The organism is Pseudomonas sp. Soil_N_39, assembly GCF_057655955.1.
In genome coordinates this window covers 324,776-343,018 of the sequence record NZ_JBDGLI010000002.1, presented here as the reverse complement: position 1 = coordinate 343,018, position 18,243 = coordinate 324,776, and the positions used below count along the sequence as shown (strand labels likewise).

General features: G+C 61.1%; 15 protein-coding genes. 6 read left to right on the top strand and 9 right to left on the bottom strand.

The window, feature by feature from the left end; all coding sequences use genetic code 11:
• Nucleotide 1: 1 nt before the first annotated feature.
• The 4 genes from AC3A5O_RS03835 to AC3A5O_RS03820 form a co-directional block, all read right to left on the bottom strand.
• On the bottom strand, nt 2–514 hold the full coding sequence (locus AC3A5O_RS03835; RefSeq protein ID WP_487752862.1) for a DUF1120 domain-containing protein: 513 nt from the start codon (nt 512–514) through the stop codon (nt 2–4).
• Nucleotides 477–3,068 (bottom strand): fimbria/pilus outer membrane usher protein, encoded by a 2,592-nt coding sequence (locus AC3A5O_RS03830; protein ID WP_487752899.1) that lies wholly within the window; start codon nt 3,066–3,068, stop codon nt 477–479. The genes AC3A5O_RS03835 and AC3A5O_RS03830 overlap by 38 nt, the downstream gene beginning before the upstream one ends.
• Before the next feature lie 8 nt (nt 3,069–3,076).
• Nucleotides 3,077–3,739, bottom strand: a complete 663-nt coding sequence (locus tag AC3A5O_RS03825; protein ID WP_487752898.1) for a fimbria/pilus chaperone family protein — start codon at nt 3,737–3,739, stop codon at nt 3,077–3,079.
• A gap of 222 nt (nt 3,740–3,961) precedes the next feature.
• A complete protein-coding gene (locus AC3A5O_RS03820; protein WP_305468802.1) occupies nt 3,962–4,615 on the bottom strand; it encodes a DUF1120 domain-containing protein in 654 nt (217 codons plus the stop codon).
• Nucleotides 4,616–4,984: 369 nt separating this feature from the next.
• Between AC3A5O_RS03820 and ppx the strand changes: the two genes are divergently transcribed.
• Nucleotides 4,985–6,487 (top strand): exopolyphosphatase, encoded by a 1,503-nt coding sequence (gene ppx / locus AC3A5O_RS03815; RefSeq protein WP_460081195.1) that lies wholly within the window; start codon nt 4,985–4,987, stop codon nt 6,485–6,487.
• A 198-nt stretch (nt 6,488–6,685) separates the two neighbouring features.
• Here ppx and ppk1 read toward each other — a convergent pair whose 3' ends face one another.
• Together ppk1 and hemB are read right to left on the bottom strand one after the other, a co-directional pair.
• Complete coding sequence (ppk1, locus tag AC3A5O_RS03810; protein ID WP_487752861.1) at nt 6,686–8,902, bottom strand: polyphosphate kinase 1; 2,217 nt, start codon at nt 8,900–8,902, stop codon at nt 6,686–6,688.
• 17 nt (nt 8,903–8,919) lie between these two features.
• Nucleotides 8,920–9,933: a porphobilinogen synthase gene (hemB, locus tag AC3A5O_RS03805; protein WP_207963826.1), complete on the bottom strand. Its 1,014-nt coding sequence runs from the start codon at nt 9,931–9,933 to the stop codon at nt 8,920–8,922.
• A 204-nt stretch (nt 9,934–10,137) separates the two neighbouring features.
• On the opposite strand from hemB, the gene AC3A5O_RS03800 reads away from it, so the two are divergent.
• Nucleotides 10,138–10,761 carry a DedA family protein gene (locus AC3A5O_RS03800; RefSeq protein WP_122567505.1) on the top strand — a complete coding sequence of 208 codons (624 nt, stop codon included), beginning with the start codon at nt 10,138–10,140 and terminating at the stop codon, nt 10,759–10,761.
• Here AC3A5O_RS03800 and AC3A5O_RS03795 read toward each other — a convergent pair.
• On the bottom strand, nt 10,742–11,989 hold the full coding sequence (locus AC3A5O_RS03795) for a sterol desaturase family protein (protein ID WP_122567506.1): 1,248 nt from the start codon (nt 11,987–11,989) through the stop codon (nt 10,742–10,744). The two genes, AC3A5O_RS03800 and AC3A5O_RS03795, sit on opposite strands and share 20 nt — an antisense overlap.
• A gap of 125 nt (nt 11,990–12,114) precedes the next feature.
• Here AC3A5O_RS03795 and elbB point away from each other — a divergent pair, with 125 nt between their 5' ends.
• The gene (gene elbB / locus AC3A5O_RS03790; RefSeq protein WP_122567507.1) at nt 12,115–12,783 is read left to right on the top strand and encodes an isoprenoid biosynthesis glyoxalase ElbB; all 669 of its coding nucleotides are present in this window, start codon (nt 12,115–12,117) and stop codon (nt 12,781–12,783) included.
• Between the two features lie 123 nt (nt 12,784–12,906).
• Here elbB and AC3A5O_RS03785 read toward each other — a convergent pair whose 3' ends face one another.
• Both AC3A5O_RS03785 and AC3A5O_RS03780 read right to left on the bottom strand, forming a co-directional pair.
• Entirely contained in the window at nt 12,907–13,362 is a 456-nt protein-coding gene (locus AC3A5O_RS03785) for a YaiI/YqxD family protein (protein WP_122567508.1), read from the bottom strand.
• 155 nt (nt 13,363–13,517) lie between these two features.
• Nucleotides 13,518–15,416 carry an FTR1 family protein gene (locus tag AC3A5O_RS03780; protein WP_487752860.1) on the bottom strand — a complete coding sequence of 633 codons (1,899 nt, stop codon included), beginning with the start codon at nt 15,414–15,416 and terminating at the stop codon, nt 13,518–13,520.
• A 312-nt stretch (nt 15,417–15,728) separates the two neighbouring features.
• On the opposite strand from AC3A5O_RS03780, the gene AC3A5O_RS03775 reads away from it, so the two are divergent.
• The 3 genes from AC3A5O_RS03775 to lpoB all read left to right on the top strand — a co-directional run bounded on the left by AC3A5O_RS03775 (nt 15,729) and on the right by lpoB (nt 18,243).
• Nucleotides 15,729–17,123 (top strand): COG3014 family protein, encoded by a 1,395-nt coding sequence (locus AC3A5O_RS03775; RefSeq protein WP_122567821.1) that lies wholly within the window; start codon nt 15,729–15,731, stop codon nt 17,121–17,123.
• Between the two features lie 18 nt (nt 17,124–17,141).
• Complete coding sequence (locus AC3A5O_RS03770) at nt 17,142–17,513, top strand: YcfL family putative periplasmic lipoprotein (protein WP_003206754.1); 372 nt, start codon at nt 17,142–17,144, stop codon at nt 17,511–17,513.
• 142 nt (nt 17,514–17,655) lie between these two features.
• On the top strand, nt 17,656–18,243 hold the full coding sequence (gene lpoB / locus AC3A5O_RS03765; protein ID WP_003177333.1) for a penicillin-binding protein activator LpoB: 588 nt from the start codon (nt 17,656–17,658) through the stop codon (nt 18,241–18,243).

The window sequence follows — 18,243 nt, the reverse complement described above, 5'->3', positions numbered from 1 at the left end:
TTCAGTGGCCGGGGACCAGCTCGAAGCGGCCACGACCGTCAATCAAGGTTTCATCACGCACCCGGGTCGCACTGGCTGGCAAGTAGGTCTCGATCTCGACTTGCGCCGTAAACATCCGCCCCTGGATGGGTACACCGCCCTGCCGGGCGACCAGGGTCTGGCCAGGCAACAGACGGCTGCCCTGCTCCAGGGAACGCGCACGTCCTTGGAACAGTTCGACGGCCTGCCCGTCCAGCCGGGGCTGCTTGAGGCCTAGCGTGAAACTGCCGTGGAGCCCCAGGCTGAAGGCTTCGGGGCCGGCGCCAGGGCTGTCGAAACGCAAAGCCATCGCGGTGGGCTGGGGACAGACCACACTCAGGTTCAGGGTTCGCTTGCCGAGCGCCAGTTCAGCCTGGCCCGGCTGCTCGACAAGCAGCTCGCCGGAGTGCAGGCGACCATAATCGATCCGATCCTGGCTCAGCGACACACTGCATTGTTCAGCTTTCGCTGGGTTCGTCAGCATCAGCATCAGCATCAAGCAACTCAGGCAACTCAGGTTCCTCGGCAGTCGCCAGTGCCTCATTTGACTGAAGGTCACGGCATACCGCCGAAGCGGTCTCATAGGGAAGATCTTCATCGTTGTTCTCCATCAGTTCGAATTGAAGCTGGCAGGTCCTGGCTCCGGACAACGCAACTTTCAGGGCCTGCTGCCCATCGATGTCGCCAAGGAAAATCATGCCGTCGCCAGCCACGCTGGTCAGGAAGTCGTCATTTTCAGCCAGTACCGAGACACCCTGCGGCAGCGCCTGACCGCCTTCGTCGCGGGCATGCAGCAACAGCCTGCGAACATTGACCACCGAGAAGTCGACGGCATTGAATGAACCGCGTCCGGCGCTCAGGACCTTGGTGCCGTTCTGGATATCCACGCGCTTGGGCAGCGACCGGGTGTCCACTTGGAGACGACTGTTGTTGTAGGCGGGCAAACTGGCGATGACCGCCTGCCCTTTCGCGTCCGTCCATACCGGGCCTTGCGGTGTGCTGATCCTGGCCCCTGGAACACCCCCCAAGGAAACGACGCCGAATGTTTCCTGGACCCGGTAAGGGGAAAAAGTCACCCCTTGTCCATGCGCTACGACACCACCTTTGAGGTAGCCACTGTAATTAGTGCTGAAACGGTCTTGACTGGCCGCCAGCCCGACCTGCGCATAACGTGGCGTCGCGTTGACACTGCCTCGCGTCAGGGATTGCGGATGGTTAAGTCCTTGCTCGGTCCCCACCTCATAGTTGAGGTATTCGTTGACGCGCTCGCTGTAGGCGGCCGCCAGGGTCGAACGGCTGCCCTGATGCCTTAGAGAGGAACGGGCGCGGCGGTCCTTGCCCAGCGGTACGCTGACCTGCAGGCGTACCGACACACCCTCGTCGTATGACCCTGATGTGCCCACCGCCGAATCAATGTGGGCACTCACGCTGGCATGCTTGAACGATTTGCTCCAGGAGCCGTACAAGCGCGCGTACGTCTGGTCATCGAATTGCGACGATTGGGAGTAACCCACCGAGAAACCACCCAACGCCGGATCGAACCAGCTGAGTCCGGCCGTGTATTGGTTCTTGAAGCGCGACGCCAGAAAATCATCCCGCTCGGTATTTTTGTCGACGTAACGAATCTCTGAAACTTCGCGGTAGCCCTGCGTCTGTCGGGTGGCGCTGAGTGTCAGGTCGAGGTTGTCGGCCAGCGCCGTGCCCAGGGAAAGACTGCTGCGCGCACCGGACCTGCCGCTGGCCTTGTCATGGGAGACGTTGCTGCGCGCACCAACCGAAAGGTTCGCCAGTGGTCGGGTATCGAGCCCAAGCCCCATCGCCTGATACGTCTGCGCACCCACCAGGCCGCTGCTGAGCGCCGAGCTCTGCCCCAGCCCCCAGCTTGCGCTACCCATCGCCAGCAACGGTTGCTCGCCCTCGCTTTCTCCTGACCCACGCACCTGGCCCAGGGAAAGGTAATAACCCGACTGAACGGGAACCGTGCCCCGGAACGACGCCGCCGGCACGACAAAACGCTGCTCTGCGCCACTGTCTTCGATCACGCTCACTTCAAGATCGCTGGTGCCGTTGAGGAGCGGCAAATTGCTGAGGGTGAAGGGGCCTTCCGGCACCAGCGTTGTGTAAATCAACGCACCGGACTGACGGACCTCCACCCGGGACTGACTAAAGGCCAACCCTTCCACCACGGCACCACTGGCGCCACCGCCGCGCTTCACGCCGTCGGGAAAGAACTGCAGACCGGAGAACTGCACACCACCGAACACCGGACTGTTGCTGGAAAGCTGTCCGACCTGGAAAGTCGATTGCAAAGGCAGCAGGTCGCGCTGGGCATAGGCGTACAGATGCTCGCTGCGCTGCACCCCGTTGATCGAGGTGTAAAGCTGGCGACTGCGGACAATCCAGTCCCCCAGATTGAAGCCGGCTTCCGTGGCCAGGGAGAGATAACGGTTTGCGCCGCCTGAACGCGATTGGCTTTCCAGGCCCAGCACATCGTAGTTGAGCAGCCCTGCCAGGCCACCCCGGGAGAACATTTCCTCGCTCAGCCCCGGCTCTCGAAAGGCCTCGCTCGGGACCACCAGTGCGACCTCTTCGCGATTGGGGCGCAGGCTCACGACCGTATTGGGGTATTGCGCAAGGAAGTCATGGCAGGTCGGTGCTTCCCCTTCCCCGTGGTTGATCATTGCAGCAGGCACGCGCAAACCGGCCTTCTCCAACAAACCTTGGGTAAAGCACAGCTCACCATCGCGATCGAATTGCGCCTCGGTCAACCCGAGTTGATTGCCGTTGAGCCGCAGGCTCACGACACGCGTGCCCTCGTGAAAACGCGGCGCGGTACGGAAATAGTCTGAAACACCCGGGTCGACGCCTCGGGAAGAGAGTATCGAGGCATCGAACTGAGCCTCTTGTTCCTGCGCGAGCACATAGCCATCGGTCCCGCACCAGATCGCTGCGGACAAGATCCACTTGCGTGACCAGAGTCGTTTGCCCGTCCATCCGCAAACCCACCGAAGACCGCTGTTGCGTACGATAAGGCGCGGCGCCGCGTACATGACCTTCATCATCGACTCACGACCGGCGCATCAAAATTGCCAATCGCAAACCCATACAGCGTCGCGGGCTGGATCGTGACCGACGTGAGCTCGGGCACAGCCTCCTTGAGCGCGGCCGTCAGGGTCTCGCCCGGCAAGATATAGGTGCGGGGCAGGGAAACCGAGGTGTTCGGTGGGTTCAGATGCACCCGCTCCGACAAGCGCACGACGTAGGGGCTGTCGTTCTGCACCGCCAGGTTTTCCCCGTCGACTGTCCATTTCAAGAGTTCCCAGGGCGCCTGATGCCGAGGCAAACCCTTGGGATGGATGATCACCGGCAAGTTATGGCGAATGTTGATGCCCACCGTGGCACCGCCATCGGATTTCTTCTGCGGGATCCCTTCGAAAGTGACACGCTTGAGACGCTGGGTCTTGAGCGGCTCCTTGAAGGCCCCGATCAAACGAACCAACTGCGTTTCACCGGCATCGACCCGCATGATGGGCGGCGTCACGATCACCGACAGCTCGGCGTCTTCCGGTATGTGTTCAATCTTTGAATGAAGCAGCGCTGGGCCGGCATCGGTATTGGTGAGGTTGATATTGGCCTCGCCATGCTCTTCATAAAAGATAACCACCGTGGTTTCCGGTTGCATGCCGGCAGCCATCGCCGAGCCGCAAACAAAACAACCCAGGTACAGCGCTGCACGCAAAGCAAATCCAAGTTTCAGTAAAAAATCCAAGGCACACTCTCCCGCCACGAATCTAAGTTCATGGAGCGATACATAGGATCTGAATAAAAAGCTCGAAACGGCCACAGCCTGACGCCTGACCTTTCCTTCGTCAGCATCGATCAGCCGTGCAGAGCTAATATATCCAGCAAAGAGCCAGCCCCGGGATCGGGGCTGGCAATAACATCAGATGTAGTTCAGTTCCAGCGTTGCGCTGCCATCTATTTGCAGGTCATCGCGCACAACCAGTTCGGTTGTATTGTTGATCGCTGCTTCGATTTCCAACTCACCTGTGACAGATGTCAAAAGGTGCGGGCTAGTGACGCTATTTGGAGACCACGTGAGAACGTATTGGGGCACGCTACGGAGAAAATCTTGAGCGCCGATCCAAGCCGACGAAGTTCCGGACAGGATGGTTTTGAAGTCAGTGCCTCCGTCCACCGAATAGTTACGCACATGCAGGCTATAGGCGCCAATTTTATCGCCATCCGCGTTTGTCCCCAACCCGAAGCTATTGAGCGGATGAGCAAGGCCAGGATTGATAACTTCCATGGCTTCATGCTTTCTGCTGCCCGCCCGATTATCGCTAGCAGTTAAACCAACAAGTGTCGGTCCATCACAGGTGATGTTGAACGCCGTATTCAGTTTGTTCAGTTTGGTGTAATCGACAGGGCTCAAATCCGTGATAGCGATTCGTCCATAATCGACCGACAACGTAGGAATATTCAGCGAGCAACTGCCAGGAACAATGCTACCTGTCACTTGCAAGTCAGCCGCCTGGGCATTGGTGCAGGCCAATGCAAGAAGCGTGATTGCCGCCAAACCATATTTGTTTTTCATTACTATTTCCTTCAAATAGCATCAATTGGATGCTAATCATGCAACGCCTGGGAACTCCTTCCCCCTATCACACCTAACTCAGCAGGCAGAACTTCTTCCTGAAACCCAACAGTCGCAACAACTAACATCACGGCGAAATTGCCGAGCGAAAGTATCGGGAAAAGCCGCTTAAAGATAAGCAGGAAACATCATCATTTATCGTAGGAAACTACTACCACCCATAAAACAATAGGTACTTTCCTACAATACTTTCCTGCGTAATTATCGCTTCTATCCAAAACCGTCACCGACCGAAACCCAGCAGCATCCGTTGGCGGCGGTCGTCGATCGTGGCAGGATGGCGAGGTTATCGACCGAGACTTTTTGACCATGCCGCCATCCCAAGCCAAGAATCTGTCCCTGATCGCCGCCATCGACCTGGGCTCCAACAGCTTCCACATGGTCGTCGCCAAGGCCCAGAACGGGGAAATCCGCATTCTTGAGCGGCTCGGCGAGAAGGTCCAGTTGGCCGCCGGCATCGACGAAGAACGCCAACTGAGCGAAGAATCCATCCAGCGCGGGCTCGATTGCCTCAAGCGGTTTGCCCAACTGATCAACGGTATGCCCCTGGGCGCGGTGCGGATCGTGGGCACCAACGCCCTGCGTGAGGCGCGCAACCGTGGCGAGTTCATCCGTCGCGCCGAAGAGATCCTCGGCCATCCGGTGGAAGTCATCTCCGGCCGTGAAGAAGCCCGCCTGATCTACCTTGGCGTTTCCCACACCCTGGCCGATACCCCGGGCAAGCGCCTGGTGGCGGACATCGGTGGTGGCAGTACCGAATTCATCATTGGCCAGCGCTTCGAACCGCTGCTGCGCGAAAGCCTGCAGATGGGCTGCGTCAGCTACACCCAGCGCTATTTCCGCGACGGCAAGATCACCCCGGCCCGCTACGCCCAGGCCTACACGGCGGCGCGCCTGGAAATCATGAGCATCGAACACGCCCTGCACCGCCTGACCTGGGACGAAGCCATCGGCTCCTCGGGGACCATTCGCGCCATCGGCCTGGCGCTCAAGGCGGGCGGCCACGGTACCGGCGAGGTCAACGCCGAGGGCCTGGCCTGGCTCAAGCGCCGAGTATTCAAGCTCGGTGAAGCGGACAAGATCGATTTCGAAGGCATCAAGCCCGACCGCCGGGCGATTTTCCCGGCGGGCCTGGCGATCCTCGAAGCGATTTTCGACGCCCTCGAACTGCAACGCATGGACCACTGCGAGGGCGCCCTGCGCGAAGGCGTGCTCTACGACCTGCTGGGGCGTCATCATCACGAAGACGTGCGTGAACGCACCCTGGGCTCGCTCATGGAGCGTTATCACGTTGACCTGGAGCAGGCTGTACGGGTCGAACGCAAAGCCCTGCATGCCTTCGACCAGGTGGCTGACGACTGGGACTTGAACGACGGGGTCTGGCGCGAATTGCTGGGCTGGGCCGCCAAGGTCCATGAAGTGGGCCTGGACATTGCCCACTATCACTACCACAAGCATGGCGCCTACCTGATCGAACACTCGGACCTGGCGGGTTTCTCCCGGGAAGACCAGCAGATGCTCGCGCTATTGGTGCGCGGCCATCGACGCAACATTCCCAAGGATAAATTCGCCGAGTTCGGCGATGACGGCATCAAGCTGATTCGCCTGTGCGTGCTGCTGCGTTTTGCGATCCTGTTCCACCACATCCGTGGCACCCAGGAAATGCCGCAGGTCGTCTTGCGGGCCGATGGCGATGAACTGGATGTGCTGTTTCCTGAAGGCTGGCTGGAAGAGAACCAGCTGACCCAGGCCGACTTCGCCCAGGAAGCCGACTGGCTTACCCGGGTTGGGATTGTGCTGAACATTCACTGAGTCCAGCGACAACACCGATCTCTTGTGGCGAGGGGATTTATCCCCGCTGGGCTGCGAAGCAGCCCCAGGGAGGTTGGGCTCAGTAGATCTGACACACCGCGCTGCCAGGTTTTAGGGCTGCTTCGCAGCCCAACGGGGATAAATCCCCTCGCCACAGCAAGCTCCCTCGCCACAAAAGCCAAGCTCGTCTCCGAGCGTTTAACGAACCGCCAACACCGGGCTGCTCAAGCGCTCCAGCAAGGTCGCCTGGGCGCTGCGCGGGTTCTGGTTGCCGGTCGGCGTGTTGCGGATGTAGCGACCATCCGACTGCAGGCTCCAGCTGTGGGTGTTGTCGGTGAGGTAGCTTTCCAATTCCTTCTTGACCCGCAGGATCAGCTTCTTGCCTTCCACCGGGAAGCAGGTCTCGACCCGCTTGTCGAGGTTGCGCTCCATCCAGTCGGCGCTGGACAGGAACATCTGCTCCTCACCGCCGTTGAGGAAGTAGAACACCCGCGTATGCTCCAGGAACCGCCCGATGATCGAGCGTACATGGATGTTGTGGGACACCCCCGGGATGCCCGGCCGCAGGCAGCACATGCCCCGCACCACCAGGTCGATGCGCACGCCCGACTGGCTGGCCTTGTACAACGCACGAATGATCTTCGGGTCGGTCAGCGAGTTGAACTTGGCAATGATGTGGGCCGGCTTGCCGTCCAGGGCGAACTGCGTCTCCCGGGCGATCATGTCGAGCATGCCCTTTTTCAGGGTGAACGGCGCGTGCAGCAGTTTCTTCATGCGCAGGGTCTTGCCCATGCCGATCAACTGGCTGAACAGCTTGCCGACGTCTTCGCACAAGGCATCGTCAGAGGTCAGCAGGCTGTAGTCGGTGTACAGACGGGCGTTGGCGGCGTGGTAGTTGCCGGTGCCCAAGTGGGCGTAACGCACGATCTCACCGGCCTCACGACGCAGGATGAGCATCATCTTGGCGTGGGTCTTGAAGCCGACCACGCCGTAGATCACCACCGCGCCGGCCGCTTGCAAACGGCTGGCCAGTTGCAGGTTCGATTCTTCATCGAAGCGGGCGCGCAATTCGATCACCGCCGTGACTTCCTTGCCGTTTCGCGCCGCGTCCACCAGGGCATCGACAATTTCCGAGTTGGCGCCACTGCGGTACAGGGTCTGGCGCACCGCCAGGACGTGGGGGTCCTTGGCGGCCTGGCGCAGCAGGTCGACCACCGGCGTGAACGACTCGAACGGGTGCAGCAGCAGGATGTCCTGCTTGCTGATCACGCTGAAAATATTCTCGCTGTTTTGCAGCAGTTTCGGGATCTGCGGCGTGAACGGCAGGTATTGCAGTTCCGGGTGGCTGTCCAGGCCGGTGATGCTGAACAGTCGGGTCAGGTTGACCGGACCGTTGACCTGATACAGCTCGGTCTCGTGCAGGTTGAACTGCTTGAGCAGGTAGTCGGACAAGTGTTTCGGGCAGGTGTCGGCCACCTCAAGGCGCACCGCATCGCCGTAGCGACGGGAGAACAGCTCGCCGCGCAAGGCGCGGGCCAGGTCTTCGACGTCCTCGGTGTCCACCGACAAGTCGGCGTTACGGGTCAGACGGAACTGGTAGCACCCCTTCACCTTCATGCCCTGGAACAGGTCATCGGCGTGGGCGTGGATCATCGACGACAGGAACACATAGTTGTCGCCAGGGCCGCCAACGTCTTCCGGCACGCGGATGATGCGCGGCAACAGGCGTGGCGCCGGGATGATCGCCAGGCCGGAATCGCGACCGAAGGCGTCGATGCCTTCCAGTTCGACGATGAAGTTCAGGCTCTTGTTGACCAGCAACGGGAACGGGTGCGTCGGATCGAGGCCGATCGGCGTAATGATCGGCGCGATCTCGTCGCGGAAATAGCGGCGCACCCAGGTCTTGATCTTGGTGTTCCAGTTGCGGCGGCGGATGAAGCGCACCTGGTGCTTTTCCAGCTCCGGCAACAAGATGTCGTTGAGGATCGCGTACTGGCGGTCCACATGGCCGTGGACCAGTTCGCTGATGCGGGCCAGGGCCTGGTGCGGTTGCAAACCGTCGGCACCCGCCTGTTCACGAGCGAAGGTGATCTGCTTCTTCAGGCCGGCGACGCGGATTTCGAAAAACTCATCCAGGTTGCTGGAAAAGATCAGCAGGAATTTCAGCCGTTCCAGCAGCGGGTAGGACTCGTCCAGCGCCTGCTCCAGCACGCGGATGTTGAACTGCAGTTGCGACAGCTCGCGATGGATGTACAGGCTGCTGTCATCCAGGTTCGGAATGGCAATTGCCGGCGCCGGGATGGGCTCGACGACAGCCGGGGGAGTAGGCTCCAGCTCCGGCGGCGTTTCGGCAACTTGCTCGACCACGGGTTGAGCGTCTTTTACGGCAACTTCGGAGAGTCCTTCGGTATTCATCGCAAGTTCCTGGGAGGCTATTTCTGCTCTCGTAACAATTGGGCGGCGCGCACAGCAAAGTAAGTCAGGATGCCATCAGCGCCTGCGCGTTTGAAAGCGGTCAAGGACTCCAGGATTACCCCTTCGCCCAACCAACCGTTCTGGATCGCGGCCATGTGCATGGCGTACTCGCCGCTGACCTGATAAACAAAGGTCGGCACTTTGAATTCGTCTTTGACCCGGCAAAGAATGTCGAGGTAGGGCATGCCAGGCTTGACCATGACCATGTCTGCCCCTTCTGACAAGTCGGCCGCCACTTCGTGCAAGGCTTCCTGACTGTTGGCCGGGTCCATCTGATAAGAGGCCTTGTTGGCCTTGCCCAGGTTCAGGGCCGAGCCGACCGCATCGCGGAACGGGCCGTAATAGGCGCTGGCGTACTTGGCCGAATAGGCCATGATCCGCACGTTGACGTGACCGGCCACCTCGAGGGCTTCGCGGATCGCCTGGATGCGCCCGTCCATCATGTCCGACGGCGCAACCACCTGGGCACCGGCCTCGGCGTGGGACAGCGCCTGCCTGACCAGCGCATCGACGGTAATGTCGTTCTGCACGTAGCCTTCTTCATCGAGGATGCCGTCCTGCCCGTGGGTGGTGAACGGGTCCAGCGCCACGTCGGTGATCACCCCCAGCTCCGGGAAGCGCGCGCGCAGGGCACGGGTCGCACGTTGGGCGATGCCCTCCGGGTTCCAGGCTTCGGCAGCGTCCAGAGACTTGAGCGTCGGCGGCGTGACCGGGAACAGGGCGAGCGCCGGAATGCCCAGCTCGACCCAGTGGGCGGCTTCTTCGAGCAGCAGGTCGATGGTCAGGCGTTCCACCCCAGGCATCGACGCCACCGCTTCGCGACGGTTCTCGCCGTCCAGCACGAATACCGGCAGGATCAGGTCGTCGGTGGTCAGCACGTTTTCACGCACCAGCCGACGAGAGAACTCATCACGACGGTTGCGACGCAGGCGGGTAGCAGGGAACAGACGATTGGCGGGGGTAAAGCTCACGGCAGACTCCTGAGCCCGCAGACGGGCGAGCGTGACAGTTATAAGCGACCATTATGACGAACGCGTGACAGTTGTGCTAAAGCGCGACCGGTAGTCGCAGTCATTGTCTTCTGTAGGAATTGTTCACGTCGAGACACATTTCGATACTTTCCTGAATGTGCCCGAAGGGTTAGGCTGCGCGTTCATTTCGCCAGCACCCAGACAATGCTCCAACAATTTCTGCATGACTTCGGCTACTTGGCCCTGTTTATCGGCACGTTTTTCGAAGGCGAAACCATCCTCGTGCTCGCAGGCTTCCTGGCGTTCCGTGGCTACATGGACATCAACCTGGTGGTGGTCGTGGCGTTCTGCGGCAGTTACGCGGGCGATCAGCTGTGGTATTTCCTGGGGCGCAAGCACGGCCGCAAGCTCCTGGCGCGCAAGCCGCGCTGGCAGTTGATGGGGGATCGCGCGCTGGAGCACATTCGCCGGCATCCGGACATCTGGGTCCTGAGCTTCCGCTTCGTCTACGGCCTGCGCACGGTGATGCCGGTGGCGATCGGCCTGTCAGGCTATCCGCCGGGCCGCTACCTGCTGCTCAACGGCATCGGCGCGGCGATCTGGGCCACGGCCCTGGCCGCCGCCGCGTACCACTTCGGTGCGGTGCTCGAAGGCATGCTGGGCAGCATCAAGAAATACGAGTTGTGGGTACTCGGCGCGCTGCTGGTGCTAGGCCTGGTCCTGTGGCTGCGCCGGCGCATCAAGAATGCGCGGCTGGCCAAGAAAGTCCTCGAAGCCGAACGCCTGGAACAAACCAGGTCCGACGCACCTACGACGCCAACCGAGTAAATCGGCTGCGACAGCAATACAGCCCGATGCCACTGAGCAGGCTGTAGCTGAGCAGCCCGACCCAGGCCCCATGGCTCATCACCGCGCTGACCGGCCACAACCCGGTCAAGGGCGCCAGCCACACCAGCGGCAGGTTCGAGGCCAGCCGCAACAGCTCCAGCTTCAGCGCCCACGGGCGATTCTCCAGGGCCACGCCCAACACGAACAGACCGAACGCCACCGCCCCCCACCCCAACACCAGGGCGGCGACCGGCAGGCTGCTTTCAAGGTTCATCAAATAACTGCCCAAGGCAATGTAGACGCAGAACTGCAGCCCCACGTACCACTGTTGGCGCAGGTCCAGCGGCACGGCGAATTTGCGGAACTGGCTCAGGTTCGGCTTGTTCAGCGGGTACTGGGCTGCAACGTCCGCCGGACGCCAACCGGTGGGCATGAACCAGATTCGCAGCTTGTCCCACCAACGCCCGGTCCGCCGCGCATCGGCCCACAGCTGAGCATAGAACTGCAGGTTGGCCCACAACGGATTCCAACTCGCCAGCGGCGTGGTCACGCCGAAAATCACCGGTTCGTTATCGTCTTCTTCTTGGAAGGTGCCAAACAGACGGTCCCAAATAATGAACACCCCGCCGTAGTTGCGATCCATGTAGAGAGGGTTCTGTGCATGGTGGGCACGATGATTGGACGGCGTCACGAAGCACCACTCCAGCCAGCCGAGCTTGGGAATGTGTTGGGTGTGGACCCAGAACTGGTACAGCAGATTCAACGCCGCGACGCTGACGAAGACCACCAGCGGCACACCCAGTACGGCGAGCGGGACGTAGAAAATCCAGCTCAACAGGAATCCGGTGCTGGTCTGGCGCAGTGCGGTGGACAGGTTGTAGTCCTCGCTCTGGTGATGCACCGAATGGGCGGCCCAGAGGATGTTGCGCTCATGGCCCATGCGGTGCAGCCAGTAGTAGCAGAAGTCGTAGAGCACGAAGGCGAACACCCAGGTCCAGGCCCGGTCGGCAGGCAATTCGATGACGGCCAGGTGTTTCAACGCAAAGGCGTAGGTCACCAGCCCCACGCCTTTGGTCAACAGGCCCGTGGTGGTCGACAGCACGCCGGTGCTCAAGCTGTTGATCGCGTCTGCCACGCGGTAGTGGCTCACGCCCCGCCAACGATCGGCCAGCAACTCGACGGCAATCAGCACGAAGAAGAACGGCACGGCATACAGGATGAAGTTCATGACGCAACCCGGGCATGCAAGGCAGGGAGATAGTCGGCAGATTAGGTGTAGCTGCCCGATCCCCCTATGGCAACGAGTGACAAATTAGTAGACATTTAACGCCATGAATCTGGAGAAAAAAGCCCATGAGCAAAAAAATTGCAGTGATCCTTTCCGGCTGTGGCGTGTATGACGGCGCCGAGATCCACGAAAGCGTGATCACCCTGCTGCGCCTCGATCAGCGCGGGGCGCAAGTCCAGTGCTTCGCCCCCAACATTGCCCAACTGCACGTGATCAATCACCTGACCGGCGAGGAAATGCCCGAGAGTCGCAACGTGTTGGTGGAATCGGCGCGGATCGCCCGGGGCAACGTGAAGGATTTGCGCGAAGCCAACGCCGAGGATTTCGACGCTCTGATCGTACCCGGTGGTTTTGGCTCGGCGAAAAACCTCTCCAACTTTGCTGTCGAAGGCGCCGGTTGCACTGTCCAGCCTGAGGTCCTGGCCTTGACCGAGGCTTTTGCCGAAGCGGGTAAACCGGTCGGGCTGATCTGCATCTCACCGGCCCTGGCGGCAAAAATCTATGGCCCGGGGGTGACGTGCACCATCGGCAACGACCCGGACACCGCGGCAGCCGTGGGCAAAATGGGCGGCACTCACGAAGAGTGCGCGGTAACCGACATCGTCGAAGACCGCGCGCGCAAACTGGTCAGCACCCCGGCCTACATGCTGGCACAGAACATCAGCGAAGCGGCTTCAGGCATCAACAAACTGGTGGACCGGGTGTTGGAGCTGACCCACGAGAACGACGCCTGACCCCACCACCACTACCCCTGTGGGAGCGAGCTTGCTCGCGATGGCGTCAGTTCAGTTGCATGTGTATTGGCTGACACACCGTTATCGCGAGCAAGCTCGCTCCCGCAGGAGGTCGAGCCAGGCTTAAGCGATTCGGGTCAGGCGCGTCAGGATCCGATCCAGTGCATTGGCAAACCCCTGCTTGTCCCGCTCGCTATAGGCCGCCGGACCGCCGCCCACATGACCCTGCTCACGCAAATCGGTGAACAGGTTGCGCACCGCCAGCCGCTCGCCCATGTTCTGCGCATCGAACTCCTTGCCCCGCGGGTCCAGGGCGGCGACGCCCTTCTTCACCAACCGGTCGGCCAGGGGCACGTCGCTGCAGATCACCAGTTCACCCGGCACGGCGTGCTCCACCAGGTAATCGTCCGCCGCGTCAGGGCCGCTGGGCACCACGATCAATTTCACACAGGCCAGGGCCGGCTTGATCTGCGGTTGACCGGCCACCAGTACCACCTCGAACCGGCGCTTCAGGGCGAACTTGACCACCAGTTCCTTCGCTGCCTTGGGGCAGGCGTCGGCGTCGATCCATACGCGCATTGAGTGGTTTCCTCTAAATTGAAAAGAAAAGCATCGCGGGCAAGCCTTGCTCCCACACAAGCCTTGCTCCCACAAGCCTTGCTCCCATAGTCTGTGGGAGAAAAGCTTGTGTGGGAGCAAGGCTTGCCCGCGATTATGAGCGCAGCGAATGCTTTTCAGGAAACCTGGACCCGACGCTTCTCCGCCACCCAACTGCGCCCATACAACACCATGATCGCCAGGATCGCCACCACTTGAGCGGCCAGCGAATAGGCATCGGCATGAATGCCCAGCCAGTCGAAATCGAAGAACGCCACCGGGTGGGTGCCGAAGATCCCGGCCTCCTGCAACGCCTTCACGCCATGACCGGCGAACACCACCGACAGTGCGCACAGCAACGCGGCGTTGATGCTGAAGAACAGCGCCAGCGGCAGTTTCGCCGAGCCACGCAGAATCACCCAGGCCAGCCCCACCAGCAACACCAGCGCCGTCGCGCCGCCGGCCAGCACGGCGTTATGCCCGGCAGGACCCGCTTGCAGCCACAGAGTCTCGTAGAACAGGATCACTTCGAACAGTTCGCGATAGACCGAGAAGAACGCCAGGATCGCAAAACCAAAACGACCACCGCCGCCCACCAGGCTGCTCTTGATGTAATCCTGCCAGGCCGCGGCGTGACGCCGGTCGTGCATCCACACCCCCAGCCACAGCACCATCACACTGGCGAACAACGCCGTCGCGCCCTCGAGCAGCTCGCGCTGGGCGCCGCTGACATCGATCACATACGCCGCCAGGCCCCAGGTCGCCAAACCGGCCAGCAAGGCCAGGCCCCAACCGACATTGACGCTTCGCACCGCCGACTGCTGGCCGGTGTTGCGCAGGAACGCCAGGATCGCCGCCAGCACCAGAATCGCTTCCAGCCCTTCGCGCAGCAGAATCAGCAACCCGGAGATGTAGCTCAGCGACCAGCTCAAACCATCGCCGCCCAACAGGCCGGCGGACTCCTTCAACTTGGCCTTGGCCGCGTCCAGGCGCTGCTCGGCTTGCTCCACCGGCAAACCGTCCTGTAGCGACTGACGGTAGGCCATCAGGGCCTTTTCGGTGTCCTTGCGAACGTTGGCATCGACGTTGTCCAGCGAGCTTTCCACCAGCTCGAACCCTTCCAGGTAAGCCGCTACCGACAGGTCGTAGGCCTGGTCATGGTCACCAGCGCGATACGCCGCGATGCTTTTATCCAGGGTGGCGGCCGTGTAGTCGAGCAACTGCGCCGGGCCACGTTGCACCTGCGGCGGCTGGGCGCGCTGGGCACGGAATGTCGCCGCCGCTGCGGGGCCTTGCGCGGCGAGGACTTCCGCAGGAGTCTGGCGCGCCAGGTCAGCGAGGTTGAAGACCTGTTCACTTTTGGCCGCGGCCGGGTCGGCGCTGAAGCTGGCGATGTAGGTCGCCAGGTCCCAGCGTTGACGGTCGTCGAGCTGATCGGCGAAAGCCGGCATGTCGGTGCCTTCGATGCCCATGCCGAGGGTGTTGTAGATCCCATAGAGACTCAGGCGATCCAGACGCTGGGCGTCGCGCAAGTTGGACGGCGGCGGCTCCAGGCCGACACCTGCAGGACCGTCGCCGGCACCGTTGGCCCCGTGGCACACCGAACAATTCTGCGCATACAACGGCGCGCCGCGGGCCGGGTCCGGGGTGATGACCGGTGCCTGGCTGACTTCATACGCCACCGCCAGCCTGGCCCCCAGTTGCCGCGCCAGGCGGGCGACATCGCCGCCGTCCTGGCGCTGAGTGATCGCCGCGCGCAAGGTGCCGATGCCTTGGACCAGCTCAGCCTTTTCCGGCTTGGCCGGCAGGCCGGCGATCAGCCCTTCCAGCGCCTGGGTGAATTCCAGTTGCTCGCGGTATTCCGCATCGTCGATGACCTTGCCCATCTCGACCGTCGCCGGGTAATCCGCCCCAATGTAATCCAACAAATGCAGCGCCTGGGGGGCACTCTCGACGGTATCGGCCAGCAGCGGAGTGCTGCTCAGCGCAAGCAATGGCAGTACAAGCCAGGCCAGGAAACGGAACGGCGCAGTCATGAATGACTCTCGGTTGGTAATAAGAAGTAACACATTGTTCACTTCCAATGGCTTTGGCTCAAGGGCCGATGTGTTTGAGGGGCCGATTTTCATCGGATTTCATGCTTTGGAGGTGATGTCACAAAAACAGCATTTCAGAATTGAAAAGCCATTACATAGCCAAGCGCCATGTTTATAATCCCTCGCCTTCTTATCATTCGATGGCATAAAAGCTCCTCTTTTTATGAGGAACCGGCAGCGTCCCGACGCTTGTCCGTGGGATCGCTCCAGCCCGACCCGCACACCCCGGCTGCTATCAGGGAAGAAATGTTCATGGCATCCCGTGCCGTTTTTTCGGTCGCCCTTGGCGCGATCACCTTGTTGTCCGGCTGCTCGGCCTTTCGCAACTACGACAGTGAATTGGCCCAGACCAACCAGCAACTGGCGTCCGGCAACGTCGACGGCGCGTTGACCCTGCTGGAAAAGAACAACTCCAGCCAAGACAAAGACCTGCTGTATTACTTCGAGAAAGGTGAGCTGCTGCGTGCCAAGGGCGACTTGTCCGGCAGCCAGACAGCCTGGAACAGCGCCGACCAGCAGGTTGGCCAGTGGGAAGACGCGGTCAAGCTCGACTCGGCCAAGTACTTGGCCCAGTTCGGCAGTTTCCTGGTGAACGATAAAGTCCGCCGCTATGAAGGCTACGATTACGAAAAGGTCATGCTGACCACGCAGATGGCCCTGAATCTGCTGGCGGTGAATGACTTCGACGGCGCGCGGACCCAGATCAAGAAGACCCACGAACGCGAAGCGGTGATCGCCGACCTGCGGGACAAGGAATACCTCAAGCGCGAGGAAGAAGCCGAGAAACAAGGGGTCAAGACCGAATACAAGGACCTCCAGGGTTATCCGGTGGCCAGCCTCGACGCCCCGGAAGTGGTCAGCCTCAAGAACAGCTACCAGAGCGCGTTCAGCCATTACCTGGCCGGTTTCGTCTACGAAGCCCTGGGTGAAAAGGACCTGGCCGCACCGGGTTATCGCAAGGCCGCCGAACTGCGCCCCAACACTCCGTTGCTGGAGCAGGCCCTGCGCGACCTCGACAAACCCGCCGCCAAAAGCGATGACAGCGACATCCTGATCGTCGTGCAGAGCGGCCTGGCACCGTCCCGGGATTCGATCCGCATTCCCCTGCCCTTGCCGATCAGCGGCAACCTGGTGATCACGCCGTTGTCGTTCCCGCTGATCAAGCCCGACACCTCCACGGCCACCTTCGGCCAGATCGGTGTCGACGGCCGTCAGTTGGACCTGACCCAGCTCAATAGCACCACCGCCATGTCCCGCCGGGCCCTGCGCGACGACATGCCGGGCATCATCCTGCGCACCACCGTGCGCGCCGTCACCCGTGGCGTGGCGCAAAAGCAGATCAACGAAACCAACCCCCTGGCCGGCCTGGCCGTGGGTCTAACCTCGGCGGTACTCGAAGGCGCCGACACGCGGACCTGGCGCACCCTGCCCGACTATACCCAGGTGGTGCGCCTGCGCCTGAAGAAAGGCGAGCACCAGGTCACCTTGCCAAGCGCGGTGGGCGGTTCGGTGGTCAAGGTCACCGTCGACCAGCGCTACCAGGTCATCAGCCTGCGGGCGGTGGGCAACCAGGTGTTCGCCGGTGGCCTGGCGGCCCAGGTGATGCCAAGCGCCAACCCGACCGCCATTGCCCTCAAGCAACCTTAAGAACGGAGTCTTGTTCACATGCGTTTAAAACTGATCGCCGTCGGCGCCCTGGCCTTGCTGGCCGGTTGCGCCACCCCGCCGCCACCGGAGCCGGGCAGCGCCGCCAGCAAGGTCGTGGCGATGGGCAAGACCAAGAACATCGTGGTCGGCGCCATGCGCGTGGCCCGGGAAAACGGCTACATGACCGTCAATGTCCAGTTGAGCAACACCAGCTACAACAACAAGACCATGTACTACCGCTTTGCCTGGCTGGGGCCGGAAGGCTTTCCGATCGCCGAGGAAGAAACCTGGAAAAGCCTGACGCTGTACGGCGAACAGACCAGCTTCCTGCCGGCCATCGCGCCCACACCCAAGGCCGTGGATTTCCGTTTGGAAATCAATACCCCTTGAGACAGATGCACATTTCCTGTGGCGAGGGGATTTATCCCCGCTGGGCTGCGCAGCAGCCCCAATTTTAAACGAGCGCTGCGCACTCGAACGGGGATAAATCCCCTCGCCACAGACCTTTTATTCAGTTTTCGAGAGCACCCACATGTTCGTACGCATTTCCTCCCTCGCCCTCGCCGCCCTGCTGGTCAGCGGCTGTGCCAACAACTCGCCGGTCCTGGGCAACAAGAACATCAGCTACGGCGATACCAAGGCCGTGGAAACCGTGACCAACGAGTTCGGCTCCACCGACCTGCAAATGATCGCCGAGTCCATGACCCGCTCCCTGGCCCAGTCCGGCATCCTGCAGGGTCGCCCAGTGGTCCAGGTCTATGACGTGAAGAACAAGACCAGCGAATACATCGACACCCGCGAAATCACCACCAGCATCAAGACCCAGCTGATGAAGACCGGCGCTGCCCGTTTCGCCAGCGACAACACCGCCATGGACAGCCAGGTCGACCAGCTCAAGCTGCAGAACCAGAGCGGCCTGTACAAGAAAAGCACCGTGGCCAAGACCGGCAACATGATCGCTGCCAAGTACCGCCTTGAGGGCTCCATCAGCTCGATCGTCAAGCGCAGCAGCGACTACAAGGACGTCTTCTACAAATTCAGCCTGCAATTGATCGACGTCGAGAGCGGTCTGGCCGAGTGGATGGACGAAAAAGAAATCCGCAAGACCACGGAGCGCTAA